General features: G+C 63.5%; 17 protein-coding genes. All 17 read right to left on the bottom strand.

Annotated features, from left to right (window positions below; genetic code table 11):
• Positions 1-4: 4 nt before the first annotated feature.
• Positions 5-631, bottom strand: a complete 627-nt coding sequence (locus tag GY791_18845; GenBank protein MCP4330486.1) for an RNA-binding protein — start codon at positions 629-631, stop codon at positions 5-7.
• An 11-nt stretch (positions 632-642) separates the two neighbouring features.
• Positions 643-2,214: a transcription termination/antitermination protein NusA gene (nusA, locus tag GY791_18840; GenBank protein ID MCP4330485.1), complete on the bottom strand. Its 1,572-nt coding sequence runs from the start codon at positions 2,212-2,214 to the stop codon at positions 643-645.
• Positions 2,215-2,225: 11 nt separating this feature from the next.
• Positions 2,226-2,726, bottom strand: a complete 501-nt coding sequence (gene rimP / locus GY791_18835; GenBank protein ID MCP4330484.1) for a ribosome maturation factor RimP — start codon at positions 2,724-2,726, stop codon at positions 2,226-2,228.
• Between the two features lie 132 nt (positions 2,727-2,858).
• On the bottom strand, positions 2,859-3,575 hold the full coding sequence (gene trmB, locus GY791_18830; protein MCP4330483.1) for a tRNA (guanosine(46)-N7)-methyltransferase TrmB: 717 nt from the start codon (positions 3,573-3,575) through the stop codon (positions 2,859-2,861).
• A gap of 42 nt (positions 3,576-3,617) precedes the next feature.
• Positions 3,618-4,793, bottom strand: a complete 1,176-nt coding sequence (locus GY791_18825; protein MCP4330482.1) for a methionine adenosyltransferase — start codon at positions 4,791-4,793, stop codon at positions 3,618-3,620.
• A gap of 276 nt (positions 4,794-5,069) precedes the next feature.
• A complete protein-coding gene (locus tag GY791_18820; protein ID MCP4330481.1) occupies positions 5,070-5,549 on the bottom strand; it encodes a helix-turn-helix transcriptional regulator in 480 nt (159 codons plus the stop codon).
• A 109-nt stretch (positions 5,550-5,658) separates the two neighbouring features.
• On the bottom strand, positions 5,659-7,308 hold the full coding sequence (gene lnt, locus GY791_18815) for an apolipoprotein N-acyltransferase (GenBank protein MCP4330480.1): 1,650 nt from the start codon (positions 7,306-7,308) through the stop codon (positions 5,659-5,661).
• On the bottom strand, positions 7,238-8,149 hold the full coding sequence (locus GY791_18810; protein ID MCP4330479.1) for an HlyC/CorC family transporter: 912 nt from the start codon (positions 8,147-8,149) through the stop codon (positions 7,238-7,240). Before GY791_18810 ends, lnt begins: the two co-directional genes overlap by 71 nt.
• 15 nt (positions 8,150-8,164) lie before the next feature.
• The gene (gene ybeY / locus GY791_18805; GenBank protein ID MCP4330478.1) at positions 8,165-8,674 is read right to left on the bottom strand and encodes an rRNA maturation RNase YbeY; all 510 of its coding nucleotides are present in this window, start codon (positions 8,672-8,674) and stop codon (positions 8,165-8,167) included.
• Complete coding sequence (locus GY791_18800) at positions 8,671-9,666, bottom strand: PhoH family protein (GenBank protein ID MCP4330477.1); 996 nt, start codon at positions 9,664-9,666, stop codon at positions 8,671-8,673. The genes ybeY and GY791_18800 overlap by 4 nt, the downstream gene beginning before the upstream one ends.
• Positions 9,663-11,054, bottom strand: a complete 1,392-nt coding sequence (miaB, locus tag GY791_18795; protein ID MCP4330476.1) for a tRNA (N6-isopentenyl adenosine(37)-C2)-methylthiotransferase MiaB — start codon at positions 11,052-11,054, stop codon at positions 9,663-9,665. The genes GY791_18800 and miaB overlap by 4 nt, the downstream gene beginning before the upstream one ends.
• Positions 11,055-11,148: 94 nt before the next feature.
• Positions 11,149-11,958: a 1-acyl-sn-glycerol-3-phosphate acyltransferase gene (locus tag GY791_18790; GenBank protein ID MCP4330475.1), complete on the bottom strand. Its 810-nt coding sequence runs from the start codon at positions 11,956-11,958 to the stop codon at positions 11,149-11,151.
• A gap of 185 nt (positions 11,959-12,143) precedes the next feature.
• A complete protein-coding gene (locus GY791_18785) occupies positions 12,144-12,947 on the bottom strand; it encodes a GNAT family N-acetyltransferase (GenBank protein ID MCP4330474.1) in 804 nt (267 codons plus the stop codon).
• A gap of 58 nt (positions 12,948-13,005) precedes the next feature.
• Entirely contained in the window at positions 13,006-13,431 is a 426-nt protein-coding gene (locus GY791_18780) for a transcriptional repressor (protein MCP4330473.1), read from the bottom strand.
• A gap of 150 nt (positions 13,432-13,581) precedes the next feature.
• Complete coding sequence (locus GY791_18775; GenBank protein ID MCP4330472.1) at positions 13,582-14,097, bottom strand: GNAT family N-acetyltransferase; 516 nt, start codon at positions 14,095-14,097, stop codon at positions 13,582-13,584.
• Positions 14,094-14,783, bottom strand: coding sequence for a tRNA (adenosine(37)-N6)-threonylcarbamoyltransferase complex dimerization subunit type 1 TsaB (gene tsaB, locus GY791_18770; protein ID MCP4330471.1), 690 nt, complete (start codon positions 14,781-14,783; stop codon positions 14,094-14,096). The genes GY791_18775 and tsaB overlap by 4 nt, the downstream gene beginning before the upstream one ends.
• A gap of 102 nt (positions 14,784-14,885) precedes the next feature.
• Positions 14,886-15,434, bottom strand: coding sequence for a NifU family protein (locus tag GY791_18765; protein MCP4330470.1), 549 nt, complete (start codon positions 15,432-15,434; stop codon positions 14,886-14,888).
• Between the last annotated feature and the right edge of the window lie 47 nt (positions 15,435-15,481).

Raw genomic sequence — 15,481 nt, 5'->3', positions numbered from 1 at the left:
TCATTTAATCTTTGGTCCGCACACGGAATCCAGCCAGACGCCGCCCGTCGAACAGCAGCCGCTCGGCCAAGCGACCGGCCGAGACGACCGCGTGAGCAGATTCGTCGCGCCCAAATACCGACCCCAGTTCGTCGCGCGTCAAGACCTCCAGAACCGGTACCGACGGCGCCAGCCTGGCAACCTTTTCGCGTCCGCCGGCGGCCGCATCCGTCGCCGCCAAAATCACATGGCCGCGGCCATTGCGCAACCACTCGCGAGCCTTCTCGAAGCCGGCCACGGCCTGCCCGGCGCGCCGGGCCAATCCGAGCGTTTCGATGCAGCGCCGCGCCAGCAAGGTTTCGATGCTGTCGGCCAATCCATCGGGCACCGTAACCCGTGCCCGCGCCGCCTTGGAAAAGACGTGGTCGGTCGCAGCGGTGACTATATCGCGGGACGAGGTGATCCACAAACCGCGGCCGGGTAGCCGTTCGGCGAGATCGGGGACAAGTTCGTTACCGGGGCCGGCGACGAGACGGATGAGCCGTCCCTTCGGCAGGACGCTGCGGGTTGCCACACAACGCCGCTCGGCTTCGCCCGGCACGTCGGCCGTGCCGGTTTCCGTAACCGCAATATCAATCGCCGGTATCGCCATGATCCGCGGCCCTATGCCTCTTCCTCCTCGGCTGGGGCCTCCGCGTCGGTTGCCACCTCCTCGGCCGCAACCTCGTCATCGTCCTCGAACCAATGCGCGCGCGCGGCCATGATGATCTTGTTGGCGTCCTCCGTGGTCACCGTGTCGACGGGCAGGACTTCAATCAATTCATCGCTCGCCAGGTCGCCGAGATCATCGAGAGTCTTGATGCCGGCATCTCCCAGCGCGACCAGCATCGCCGGCGTCAATCCTTCGCTGGCGGCCAACTCGTCGCTGACACCGAGTTCCTGTCGGCGGCTCTCGAAAATGGCATTCTGCTCGTCGAGATAGCGCCGCGCGCGATCACGCAGCTCCGACGCAACGTCCTCGTCGAAGCCCTCGATATTGGACATTTCCTCGACCGGGACATAGGCAACTTCCTCGACCGAGGTGAAGCCTTCGGTGACCAGCAAGTGAGCGATCACGTCATCGATGTCGAGCGCGTCGATAAAGAGTTGCGAACGGACGCGGAATTCTTCCTGTCGCCGCTCCGATTCCTCGGCCTCGGTCATGATGTCGATGTCCCAGCCCGAAAGCTGAGAAGCGAGGCGGACGTTTTGCCCCTTGCGGCCGATCGCCAGACTGAGCTGATCGTCGGGGACGACGACTTCGATTCGATTGGCCTCCTCGTCGAGCACGACCTTGACCACTTCCGCCGGGGCCAGCGCATTGACCACGAACGTCGCCGGGTCGTTCGACCACGGAATGATATCGATCTTTTCGCCCTGCAATTCGCCGACCACGGCCTGGACGCGGCTGCCCCGCATGCCGACGCAGGCGCCGACGGGATCGATGCTGCCGTCGTTGGAGATAACCGCGATCTTGGCGCGGCTGCCGGCGTCGCGGGCGACCGCCCGGATTTCGATGATGCTGTCGTAGATTTCGGGCACCTCGAGGGCAAACAGCTTGGACATGAACTCGGGGTGGGTCCGCGACAGAAAAATCTGCGGCCCGCGTTGCTCCCGCCGGACATCGAAGATGTAGGCGCGTACGCGATCGCCGTTGCGCAGCATTTCCCGTGGGATGACCTCTTCCCGGCGGAGCACCGCCTCGCCGCGGCCGAGGTCGACCATGACGTTGCCGAATTCGACCCGCTTGACGACGCCGGTTACGATCTCGCTGACGCGGTCCTTGTATTCGGCGTACTGCCGCTCGCGCTCGGCCTCTCGGACCTTTTGCACGATCACCTGCTTGGCGGTCTGGGCGGCGATGCGGCCGAAATCGACGGGCGGCAAGGGGTCGATGATGAAATCGCCGATCTCTTTCCCGGCCTCGATGCCGGCAGCTTCCTCGGGCGTCAATTGCGTCGATTCGTTCTCGATCTCTTCCGCGACCTCGCGGTAGCGGAACAGGCTGATCTCACCGGTCTGCCGGTTTATGGTGGCGCGGATATCCAGCTCATGGCCGTATTTCGAGCGCGCCGCCTTTTGAATCGCCTGCTCCATCGCCTCCAGAACCTCATCGCGCTCGATGCTTTTCTCGCGGGCGACGGCGTCCGCGACCTGAAGGAGTTCCAATCTGGGAAGGGCTGTTGTCGCTTCCATAATCTATCCGTTCAATCTTTCTGTTGTTGCTGTGACTCGGCGAGCAATTCGTCGGTCAGGATCAATTTGGCACGGGCGATTCGATCGATCGGCAGATCAACCGTCCCATCCGCCAGTTCAACTCTCACGTTTCCCGCATCGAGGCCCATCAGTCGGCCTTGAAACCGGCGCCGGCCGGCGATTTGATCGACCAACTCGATCCGCGCCTGATGACCCGCGAAGGTTTCGTAATCCTGCGGCTTGACCAGCGGCCGGTCGATGCCGGGCGAACTCACCTCTAGCGTGTAGGAGCCGTGAATGAGATCATCGACGTCCAAGATCGCCGATACGTTGCGGCTGATCTCGGCGCAATCATCGACGGTCATCTGCCGTGCGTCGCTGCGTTCGGCCATAATCTGCAGCGTCCGGCGTTTGGTTCCTGTCAGCTGTACGCGGACGATTGCGTAACCCAACGCGGTGAGCGACGGGGCGATCAGGTCTGCGACGCGGTCGGCAAGCGCTGCTTCCGCCAAGTGGGTCTCCTATTACGGCTTTCCCAAACAAAAAGGCGGGCCCAGGGCCCACCCTTTGTTTTTCTTGGTCGATGACGATCGACCCTATGGGATTGCCGGTGAATATACGCATTTCAAGCGTTTCTTCAAGGTCTATCGCACCGGCTGGCGGGGTTCCCGGCGGGCGGTGAGGTAAATCGTCCGGCGCCCCTGCTCGATGGCCTTGCGCTCGTAGCGGGTCTCCAGCCAGCCGTCGGGCCGGTGCCGCCAATCGGCCGGCCCGCTAGCCGACCAGGTGAATTCCGGGTGGCGCCGCAGGTGGAGCAGGATGGCGCGAATATAGGCCATGTCGTCGCTTGCCAAACGGAGTTCTCCATCGTCGGCCAGAATACGGGCCAAAGCATCCAGGGTCTCGGCCGAGATCAGCCGGCGCTTGGCATGGCGGGCCTTGGGCCACGGATCGGGGAACAGGATGCAGGCGCGGGCGAATGAGGCCGTAGCCAGCATCGGCAACAGCCGCCGCGCATCGTCCGGCCAGATGCGAATATTGGTCACGCCGCGCTCCGATATGTGGTCGATGAGCCGGGCTACGCCGTTGATATAGGCTTCGCAACCGATGAAACCGACCGCGGGCAGGGCCTCGGCCCGCGCCACCAGATGCTCGCCGGCGCCGAACCCGATCTCGATCTCGAAATGGCGGCAGGAGGCTCCGAACAACGTCGCCGGATCGAGGTACGGCCGCGGCGGCAGGGTGATCGCCAATCGCGGCAATTCCCGATCAAGCAAGGCTTGGCGTTTCGGCCGCAGGCGGCGGCCGTGACGGCGGCCGTGAAAATCGTGATCGCGGGGTGGGCGGCGCTGATCGGACATCAGCGGTGGCGCGAACGCTCCTGCGACGTCGCGGCGATGGCTCTAGCGTTCGCCGAATTCAGAACGCAAATCATCGACGAGGTCGGTGCGCTCCCAGGAGAATCCGCCATCGGGCTCCGGCGTGCGACCGAAATGGCCGTATGCCGAGGTGCGGGCGTAGATCGGGCGGCTGAGTTTGAGGTGCTCGCGAATCCCCCGCGGCGAAAGGTCGACGGCATCACACAGCGTGCGGGCGAGCTTCGTCTCGTCGACCTCTCCGGTGTCATGGGTATCGAGATAGACCGACAGCGGCTTCGATACGCCAATGGCGTAGGATAGCTGGATCGTGCATTTCCGCGCCAGGCCTGCGGCGACGACGTTCTTGGCCAGGTACCGCGCGGCGTAGGCCGCCGAGCGGTCGACCTTGGTCGGGTCCTTGCCCGAAAAGGCGCCGCCGCCATGAGGGGCCGCGCCGCCGTAGGTGTCGACGATAATCTTGCGACCGGTCAGTCCGGCGTCACCGTCGGGACCGCCGATCACGAACCGGCCGGTTGGATTGACGTAGAACTCGTCCTCGGCGCACATCCAGCCGTCGGGAAGCACGTTCTCGACGTGAGGCCGCACGACTTGGCGCACCTGGTCCTGATCCAGATCCTCGGCGTGCTGGGTCGAAACGACGATCGAGGCCGCGGCGGCGGGCTTGCCGTTCTCATAGCGCAGCGTAACCTGACTCTTGGCGTCAGGCCCGAGGCCGGGCTCGGCGCCCGAATGACGCGCCTCGGCCAGCGATCTCAGAATGCTGTGCGCCAGGTGGATCGGCGCCGGCATTAGCGCTTCGGTTTCATCGCAGGCATAGCCGAACATGATGCCCTGGTCACCGGCGCCTTCGTCCTTGTTGCCGCTGGCGTCGACACCCTGGGCGATGTCGCTCGATTGCGCGTGGATGTAGTTTTCGAATTCGGCGAATTTCCAGTGGAAGCCTTCCTGCTCGTAGCCGATCTCGCGCACGCTGGCCCGGGCAATATCTTCCACGAGGTCGCGGGTAACCGAATCCGGGCCACGCACTTCGCCGGCCAACACGATCCGGTTGGTCGTGACGAGAGTCTCGCAGGCGACACGGGATAACGGGTCCGCCGTCAGGTAGGCGTCGACGATGGCATCCGATATCCGGTCGCAAACCTTATCCGGATGGCCTTCCGAAACCGATTCGCTGGTAAACAGGTAAGAGGATCTGGTCACAGAACTTCTCGATGCTTGCAACGGGCACAAATTGGCGCCGCGGTCGTCCGGCGATGGGCAGCCGGCGTCGGCAACGGCGCGATCTTGTTGCAGCCCCGCCCCTGGCACGTCAAGAGCTTTCGAGTCGGTTTCATGGCCGACACCGGTCGCCCATCGCCGTCGCGACAAATCGCCGAACGTGCGCCGCGAAATCGGGCGGCGGTCCGGGGTGGTTGGCGGTTTCCCGAATTGGCGGTGAGGTGGCTTGCGGCAGGCGCCGGTCACCTCACCCCTCTGCTATTTCTTCCCTTTTTTTCCGCCGGTGGCCCTGGCCAACGCTTTCACCAGCTCGAAGATGCGCTTGCGCACGGTCGGATCGACGACCTGGTAATAGTTGCGCATGAGTTCCAGAGTCTCGCGCCGTGCGAGGGTCTCTGTCTCATATGCCGGACCGGCCTTCTCGGCCAAGCCGGCACTGGCTCGGTGCGACTTGCTTGCGACTTGCGGCGCCATATCGTCGAAAAAGAAGGTTATCGGAACGTCGAGCACACGGCTGAGCTCGAAGAGCCGGCTCGACCCGATACGATTGGTGCCGCGTTCATACTTTTGAACTTGCTGAAAGGTTAGCCCGATCGCCTCGCCCAATTTTTCCTGGCTCATGCCAAGCATCGTTCGACGCAATCGAACCCGACCTCCGACGTGGATATCGACCGGGTTTGGCCGCTCGCTACTGTAGCGTGCCTTGCGGGCACCCCGGCCTCGTTTTGGTTTTGCCATTGGATTCTCTCGACATTGAATGTCAGTCCACGGAGTGTTTGTATTTTTTACAAAACTGTCAGTCAACCGTTACGTGCTTTGCGGAATCTAAAAGGTACCTTCTAGCTCTTTAGGACAACTGCGATTTCCGCCGGCGTGTGGAAATCGCGTAGAGCAGCAGCAGCACGCCAAGAATGGCCAGCCCTCCAACTACGAGCCCATTTCCATAGCCGGCGAAAGGCGTTGGGGTGGCCAGCGGACGCGGAAGTTCGACATCGAGCACGCCCTCATCGCCAAGCTCGAGCCGCGCCAAGACGCGTCCGAAAGGGTCGACGACGGCCGAGATGCCATTGTTGGCTGCACGGACCAGTGGCAAACCTTCTTCGATCGCCCGCAGCCGCACCGCGGCGAAATGCTGATGCGGCCCCGCGGTGATGCCGAACCAGGCGTCGTTGGTGACATTGAGCAGCCATTGGGGACGATCGGATCGATCGGCGACGGCGCCGGGAAAAATGCCCTCATAGCAAATCAGCGGGCTGAACGGCGGTAGCCCGGCCAGCGACAGCGTGCGAACCCCGGGACCGGCAGAGAAGTCGCCGGCGCCGGCGGTAATCTTGTCGATCGGCAAGACCGAACGAAACGGCACATATTCGCCGAAGGGGACGAGGTGAAACTTGTCGTAGGTGGCGACGACCGTGCCCTGCGGATCGATCGCATGAAGCGCGTTCCATACGCGCGCCGTGGCCGCCTGTTGGTCGATTCGCGGGGCGCCGGTCAGCAACAAACCATTGCCGGGAATGACCTGTGCCAGCGCGGCGCGGCGGGCGTCGTCCTGGGCAATGAAAAATGGTATGGCGGCCTCGGGCCAGATGACATGCGACACCTGATCCCAACCGGGGCCCGCGGTCAACCGCATGGTCTTGATGAGATGGTTGTCGCGCATCGTCGGCTTCCATTTCTCGGTCTGCTCTATGTTCGGCTGGACGATGCGGAGTCTGACGTCGGGAACCAGAGTGACCTCGGCATTGGCCAACCGGGCGCTGCCGCCGATCCACAACACACCGACGATGACCACGGGCAGGGCCCAAGCCAGCGTCTTGGCGGCGGGGCGCTCCCACTCCCACCACAGCGCCGGCAGGGCCGCCGCCAGCACGGTCAAGAAACCGAGCCCGTAGACACCCACGATCGCTGTTGCCTGAATGACCTGATCGGAAAACGCCCATACTTGGCCCATGAGGTTCCACGGGAATCCGGTGAAGAGCTGGCCGCGGACGAATTCGGCGAGCGTCCACGCCGTGGCCAGCAGGACGACGCGGGGTAGACCGCGAAGCCCGCTCCACCACACCAGGAGGGTGACGAGGCCGGTATAAATCGCGAACCCGGCGGCCAACCCGAAGACCGCGAAGGGCACCATCCAGCCGAACTTTGCGGCGTCGGTCAGCAGTGCGAAGGCGATCCAATAAAGGCCGAGGACAAAATAACCGAGGCCGAACCACCATCCGGCACCGAATGCCGAAACCGGGGTCCGGCTGGCGTCGAGCAGCCACAACAGGCCGACGAAGGCGGGCACAAGCACAACGACCACGTGAATGGGGGTCAGCGCCGCCGTCATCAGCGCGCCGAGAAACAAAGCAGCGCCGCGTCGCCGCCAACCGCCGAGATTGCCGAGGCGCGCGGGCAGGGCGACCGCCTGCACCTTGCCTGTCGCCTCAGTCAACGGTTTGCTTGGCAGCAGACAGGTTGCGAATTCGGAGGCGCCGGATCCGCCGCGGATCGGCATCGACGATTTCGAACTCGAGGCCGGACGGATGGGCGATCAATTCGCCGCGGCCGGGAACGCGCCCGGCCAGGGAGAAAACGAGCCCGCCCAGGGTATCCAACTCCTCGCGCTCTTCTTCGTTGAGCACCGCGCCGGCGAGATTCTCAAACTCTTCGATCGTGATCCGCGCGTCGGCGGTGATCGTTTCATCGCTGCCGACCGAAATCAACGGGACATCCGGATCGTCATGCTCGTCCTCGATGTCGCCGACGATTTCCTCGACCAGATCCTCGATCGTCACGAGGCCGTCGATACCGCCGTACTCGTCGACCACCAGCGCCATGTGGATATGATTGTTTCGCATCTGCAGCAGGAGATCCAAGACCCGCATCGACGGCGCCGCGAACAGCACCCGGCGGACGCATTTGGCGAGGTTGAAATCCAGCTCGGCGGTGGTGAGGAACGGCACGATATCCTTGATGTGAATCATCCCGATGGTGTCGTCGAGGACGCCGCGATAGACCGGACACCGGGAGTGTCCGGCCTTGACCATGATCGCCACGGTCTCCTGCAAGGAAGTATCCGCATCGATGGCGACGATGTCCGTCCGCGGCCACATCACGTCCTCCACGGTCAGGTCGTGGAGATTGAGGATATTCTTGATAAGGACCCGTTCGTCGGGCTCGATATCGGCTTGGGGGCCTTCCCGCTCATCGATCAGCTCTTCGATCGTGTCGCGCCAAGCTTCGCCGTTGCGCGACCGCCGCCGCAAGCGCAGCCACTCCAAAATCGTTTGCACGATCGACGAATCGTGCACCGTTCCGTTGGATCGCGATATGCTGCTACTGTCGCCGTCGCTCATTTTGCGTGGCCGATCTTATGCCTCCAATGCGGGCATGGAAACAACCCGATATGGATCGCCGATACCGAGCCCGGCCAGGATGCGAACCTCGACCCGCTCCATCGCCTCGGCATCGCTGTTCCGTTCATGATCATAGCCCAATAGGTGCAGAACGCCATGAACAACCAAGTGCGACACGTGATCGCGAATGCTGATCCCACGCGACCCGGCTTCGCGGATAATCGTCTCATGGGCGAGCACGATATCGCCGAGAAGCAACGGTTCGGTTAACGGCGGCGAGTCCAGTTTGTCGGACGGAAAGGACAGCACATTGGTCGCCTTGTCGAAGCCGCGGTAGTCGCGGTTGAGCGCCCGCACCAATTGATCGTCGGCGAGCACGATGCTCACTTCCAGGTTTCCGCCGCGGGGTGCGGCGACACTCCCACCCACGGCGGCACGGGCGGCGGCGCGGCAAATCGCCGTTGCTTGAGGCAGGTGCTGGCGCCAGTCGCCACAGGGGATAGTCACGTCGACGGAAACGGTCACGTCCTGTCGTCTCCCGACGATCGGTTCCGTTCGGCCTCGTCGTAGGCGCGTACGATCCGAGTGACCAGCGAATGCCGTACGACGTCGGCGTCGGTAAAACGGATAGTCGAGACGCCAGGAACACCTTCCAGGACCGCAACCGCCTCATGAAGCCCGGATTTTGTGCCGGCCGGCAGATCGATCTGGCTCAGATCCCCGGTTACCGCCATTCGCGACCCTTCGCCGATGCGGGTAAGAAACATCTTCATCTGAACCGCGGTCGTATTTTGCCCCTCGTCGAGAATAATGAAGGCGTGACTTAGCGTGCGGCCGCGCATGAAGGCGAGAGGCGCGATTTCAATCTCTCCGCTATCGAGCCTCTTCATCACGTGGTCCGACGGCATCATGTCGTGCAGCGCATCATAAAGGGGCCGCAGATAGGGATCGACTTTGTCGCGCACATCGCCGGGCAGGAAGCCAAGCCTTTCACCGGCCTCGACCGCGGGCCGCGAAAGGATGATGCGATCGATTTGCCCGGTCGACATCATCTCGACCGCGGTTGCGACGGCAAGATAGGTCTTGCCGGTGCCGGCGGGGCCCAGTCCGAATACCAGCTCGGTGTCCCTCAGCGCCGAGATATAGGCGGCTTGTGCCGGCGATCGCGGCGAAACCTGGCGCTTGTGTGTCCGCACCGTGAGATCTCCGCCCGGACCACCGGTGGCTTGGCTGTGACCGGCCAATCGGATCGCCGCATCGACTTCGGCGGCGTCGACGGCAAGGTTGTCTTCGAGGCGGCGATACAGGCGCTGAAGCGCGACCCGGGCAAGATCCGCCGAATCCGCCGGTCCGGTGATGGCGACCCGGTTGCCGCGGGACGTCACCGAAACGCCGAGCGCCGCTTCGATGCGCGCCAGATGCTCGTCATGCTCGCCGAACAAGGGCGGCAGCAAGCTGTTGTCATCGAATTGCAGCAAAATGGGATTGTCGTGGGTGGCCGCGATCGCGCTGGTCAAGCAGAGGTCCTTTCCGCACTGGCTGTCGCCGCGCTCGCCGAAGGGCTGGCGATGATACCCCTCAGACTGTGCGTGGTGCGATCGAGAATGGTGACAGGGACGATATCGCCATAATAGGTTTCGGGCGCCTCGACATGGATCGCCTGGTTGTATGGCGAGCGGCCCACCAACTGGCCGCTATGACGCCCGGCGCGATCAAACAGCACATCGACGGTACGGCCGATCAGCGCTTCGTTGAAGGCGTCCTGCTGCCGTCCCAGGAGGCTTTGCAAGGCGTCGAGCCGCGCCGATTTGACGTGTTCGGGAACCTGAACATCGAGCGCCGCCGGCGTTCCGGGCCGCGCACTGTATTTGAAGGAATAGGCCTGCGCGAATCCCACCCGCTCGATCAGCGCCATCGTCGCCGCGAAGTCGTCGTCGGTTTCGCCCGGATAGCCGACGATGAAGTCGCTCGACAGGGCGAGATCGGGGTTGGCCCGGCGAAGCCGGTCGACGGTCCGCAAGTAATCGGTCGCCGTGTGGCGCCTGTTCATCGCCGCCAGGATCCGGTCGGAGCCCGACTGGACCGGAAGGTGCAGGAATGGCATCAGCGCCGGTACGTCGCCGTGGGCGGCAATCAGGTCGTCATCCATGTCACGTGGGTGCGACGTCGTGTAGCGGATACGGTCGAGGCCGTCGATCTCCGCGACGCGGCGGACCAACGCCCCGAGTCGCCACTCGTTTTGGCCGCCGTCGGCCGGCGCGGCGCCGTGATAAGCATTGACGTTCTGACCGAGCAGCGTGACCTCGCGAGCCCCGGCGGCGACAAGACGTTCAGCCTCGGCGACGATGTCGGCGACCGGCCGCGAAAATTCGGCGCCGCGGGTGTAAGGGACGACGCAAAATGTGCAGAACTTGTCGCAACCCTCCTGAATGGTCAGGTAGGCGCTCGGCCCCCGTGGGCCGATTTGGCGCGGCAGGAGGTCGAATTTGCTCTCGACCGGAAACTCCGTATCGAGCACCGCTTCGCCGCCCGCGGTGCGGGCGGCGCGGGCGATCATTTCCGGCAGCCGGTGATAGGTCTGGGGCCCGAAAACAATGTCGACATAGGGCGCGCGCCGGCGCAGTTCCTCACCTTCGGCTTGCGCCACGCACCCCGCGACGGCGACGATCATATCGCCACCCCGACGTCGGCGTTCCACCTTCAGCGGCCGCAGTCGGCCCAATTCCGAATAGACCTTCTCCGCCGCTTTCTCGCGGATGTGGCAGGTGTTGAGGATGACCATGTCGGCGCCGTCCGGGCGGTCTACGGGCTGGTAGCCGAGCGAGCGCAGGATATCCGTCATGCGCGCCGAATCGTAGACGTTCATCTGGCAGCCATAGGTCTTTATGAACACGCGCTTGGTCACGAGCGTTCCCCGCACTTACCGGTCGCACCGTCCTGTTGAGAGGGCGCGCACCCTATCAGGGCGAAACCCGGAGTCAAGCGGATTGATGACGCGATCATGCCGCCGCTTGAAGCTCGATCTCGGGCTGCCGACGGCCATAGAGTGCCGCCGCGACGCCGCCGGCAACGACCCGGTAGCAATATTCCGCCATCGCCTTGCGGGAGCTGAAATCCGCCATCGTTACCGGTTCATGGAAGATGATTCGAACGGTCAGCCGCCCAAGCCCGACCAATGTCCATAGGTGTGGCGCGAGGTCCATATCCCCATACCAGGCGACGAGCGGGCGCAGATCGCGTCCCAACGGTATGCCATCGAGGTGGGTATAAGCGATACTGACTGGTTGCACGGTGATCGGCTGTCCCTCGTGCTCGAGTTCGGCGACGCTGAACAGTGCGCTCTTGAAGGGCAGAGTCCGGTTGCCGTCGTTGCTCGTTCCTTCGGGGAAAAGGATAAGGTTTTCCTTAACTGCGATGCGCGCGGCCATGACCTCGCGCTGCGCTCCGACCTGACGCGGTCGGCGTTCGACGAAGACCGTATTCTGGAGTTTCGCCAAGGTTCCGAAGACCGGCCAGTCGGCGACCTCGCTCTTGGCCACGAATGAACCGTTGATGACGGCGCCGAGCACCTCGATGTCCATGTAGGAACTGTGGTTCGACACGAATAGGGTCGGCCGGACGGTCGACATCCGGCCGCGGACAATCCGCCGAATTCCGAGAATTCGACAAACCATACCGTGGTAGAAGAACGGAACCTTCTTCTTCAGCGGCAGGTTCAAGGCCATAGCCACCAATTGTATGGGCACCAGAATCGCGGTCAGCGATGCGTAGAGTGTGAGGCGTCCGGTTGCGAGAAAGAACGAGGGCATCGCGTTCCTAGTGCGCCGGCGCCGGAAAGCGGAACACTCCGCCCACTCCGAGCGAGCTCTCCGCAACCGCTACCAAGACGCGGACCGCGGTCGGTCGAAGCGCGGCCTCGCTCTGCCGCCGCTCCCGCGGCGCGTCACCGCGGCCGGCTAAATGCGATAGTGTTTCAGTCTGACCAAACAAGGTTCTATTCGTTGCCCGCGAACCGTTTGAGATACCGATCGGTGACCAGGTCGGTCTTGACGACGATGCAGACGTCAACGGTATTGAACTGCTCGTCGATCACGGCGCCGTCGCCGACGAATCCACCGGCCCACAGATAGCCCTTCAGCAGCGGCGGCAATTCGGCGATCGCCTTGCGCGGATCAACCTTTTCCCGCGGCAGTATGTTCATATCGACATAGCGGCTTTGAACCGCGCGCGGACGCATCGATTCCGGCGCCAAATGATAATGGTAGAGGTAGCTCAACGGCACGGCGAGCTTTTCCGGATCGGTGCTGTGCAGACTACCGCAGCCAAAGAACAAGGTGCCGCCGTAATGCAGGCAGTAGGCGGCGAGTCCATTCCAAAGCAGTGAAAGAGTCGGCCGGTTGCGGTAGGCGGCATCGACGCAGGAACGCCCGGGCTCGATAATTTCACCCGGCATCGCCAACAGCTTGTCGATGTCGAATTCGTCCGCCGTATAGAACCCGCCGGCGCGATCGGCCGCCTCGCGACGCAACAGCCGATAGGTGCCGACAACCGATTCGGGCCCCGTGCCGCGGTCGTGGTCGATGGTCAGCAAATGATCGCAATAAGCGTCGAAATGGTCAAAATCGCGGTGCTGCGCCGCCATCTCGGGCGTCGGTTGGGCCTTCATTTCGTCGTAGAACACCCGATAACGCAGGGCTTGCGCCGCCGCGACTTCATCCGTCGTCTGGGCGAGCCGCATTTCGAGGTTGCCGGAACGGACGTGAACGGTCTTGGTCTCCGATGGGGCAGTCGATTCCATAGGAATGCCACTTTCTTCTGCAGCTGTCATGTGACCCCTTCGACTATCATTGCGCCACTCACTCGGCCCCGCATGGCGACTTCATCTTGCGTGCATAAAGCTCGAGCCGGTGGTCGACGAGCTCGTAGCCCAGGTTGCGCGCGATGTGCTCCTGCAACGCCTCGATCTCGACGCTGCTGAATTCGATAACCTCACCGGTGTTGAGATCGATCAGATGATCGTGATGTTGTTCGGGCAGCTCCTCGTAGCGGGCGCGTCCATCGCCGAAATCGTGACGCGTCAGGATGCTTGCCTCCTCGAACAACCTCACCGTCCGGTAGACGGTCGCGATACTGATATTCGAATCGAACTCGGTTGCTCGCCGATAAACCTGCTCGACATCCGGATGATCTTCCGATTCGGATAAGACGCGCGCGATGACGCGTCGTTGCTCGGTCATCTTCAAGCCTTTATCGACGCACAGCTGTTCAATTCGTGATCGCATTGATTCCTGGAATCGGTGGGCGACAAGGGCTGGGATTATAAAGGATAATCAAGGTCGCGCATAGGTGAAGTCAGATTCCCCCGCCTGCTCACGGTATCCGCCGCGAACCTCCAGATTCCGCGCGTCGCGGTCGGTCATGCCCCGCTCTTCTCAGTCGGCGAATGGTGTCGGTGGGCGTTCACCGCCGCCCACATCACCGCGCTCGTCCGCATCAAGCGCGCGCATCATGACCCGGGCATCGCGGGGCCGCCCGTCGCCGTCGCGATAGTAGCCGGACCGTCGTCCGACCTGGCGATAGCCGCGATTGGCATAGAGGGCGCACGCGGCCACATTGTCGTCGGCGACTTCGAGAAACAATTGCCGCGCGCCGGCCGCAGCGGCTTCGGATTCGGCCGCCGCGATCAATTTTCCGGCGATGCCCCGGCGGCGCGAAACCGGTGCGACGCCAAGCGCTACAATTTCCGCTTCGTCTGCCGCGTTGCGCCAAATAACAAAGCCGATCGCCGAGGCCGAGCCGGGGTCTACCGCCAGGCGTGCCGCGACGCCGGGCAGGCCGAGTATCCGGTCGACGGCATCGGCGCTCCACCCGTCATCAAAGCAAAGCCGGTGCAGGTCGGCGATCGGACCGGCGGCGGTGGCGTTCAAGTCGATGATACGGACCGTCATCGGACGGCGCGGCGGGGGTCTGGCGGCGGCAGTGTGGTCTGCGGCTCGGCGAGATAGAGCGGCCGCGGCAGGGGAGCGTCAGCGGCCACGTCCCGATTTGCCGCGATCGCCGCCACCGCCGAGGCCGTGGGCTCCGACGGCGCCGCCGACTCTGTCGCCGGCACGCCATCGGCTCGGAGGGCGGCGGCGGCCCGGACGGCGGCATCGCCGATGACAACTTGGGCGCGGCCGTCGACCCAGCGGGCGAGGTCTTGCGGCGCGATCAAGGCCGGCACCGAAACCGGTGTCCGAGCGTCGACGAAGCGTTGCACATAGATTGGCGAGCGCTTCGATTCGATGGCCACCAGTAAAGCGCCGTCCACGGTGTCTTCCGGCTCGGCGCGGAAGGCGATCGCATCGAATGTGGTGATGCCGAGCAGCGGCAGCCCGGTGGCCAAGGCGAGGCCGCGCGCCGTCGCTAATCCGATGCGAAGCCCGGTGAACGTCCCCGGTCCGATGGTCACGGCCAACCGATCGAGATCACCGTAGTCCCAGCCGGCGGCGTCCATCGTCGCGACGATCATCGGCACCAATGCCTCCGCCTGCCCGCGAGCCATGGCTTCGAAGCGATCGGCCACCACCCGCCCGTCACGCCATAGCGCGACCGAGCAGGAGGCCGTGGCACAGTGTAAGGCAAGGATCATCATGGCGGCGAATTCCGTTCGGCGGCTATCCGCTGCTTTCGGACAGCGCGCCGGCGCAGCCGATGGAGTGACCGCCGCCGATTGGCGCGGCGCCGATCGGCGACACTACATTACGGGACGGACTTCCATGACCTCGGGGATGTAGTGGCGCAACATGTTCTCGATCCCCATCTTCAGGGTCGCCGTCGAACTCGGGCAACCGGCACAGGCGCCCTGCATGTACAGATAGACGACCCCGTTCTCAAAGCGATCGAAGACGATATCGCCGCCGTCCATCGCCACCGCCGGACGGACGCGGGTGTCCAGCAGATCCTTGATCTGAACGATGACCGGATCGTCGTCGAGCGCCTCGTCGACCGCCTCGGCGGCGTCGAGAAGGGTCGGCCGGCCGGCGGTGAAATGCTCCATGATTACGCCGAGAATGGCGGGCTTGAGGAGTTGCCAGTCGCTGTCATGTTGCTTGGTAACGGTGATGAAATCGGCGCCCAGGAATACGCCGGTCACGCCGGTGACTTCAAACAGACGTTCGGCCAGCGGCGATCGCGCCGCCGAATCCACATCCGGAAAGTCGGCGGTCGCATTCTCAAGTACGGCGCGTCCCGGCAAGAACTTCAATGTCGCCGGATTCGGCGTGGCTTCGGTCTGGATGAACATCGGCAATCTCCTCGGCGCCGCGCGTGGGCGCATGGCCTCTAATCTGG

Source organism: Alphaproteobacteria bacterium (genome assembly GCA_024244705.1).
Lineage (GTDB): Bacteria > Pseudomonadota > Alphaproteobacteria > JAAEOK01 > JAAEOK01 > JAAEOK01.
Note: the sequence above shows the minus strand (reverse complement) of the source record. Positions and strands in the feature narration are given on the sequence as shown.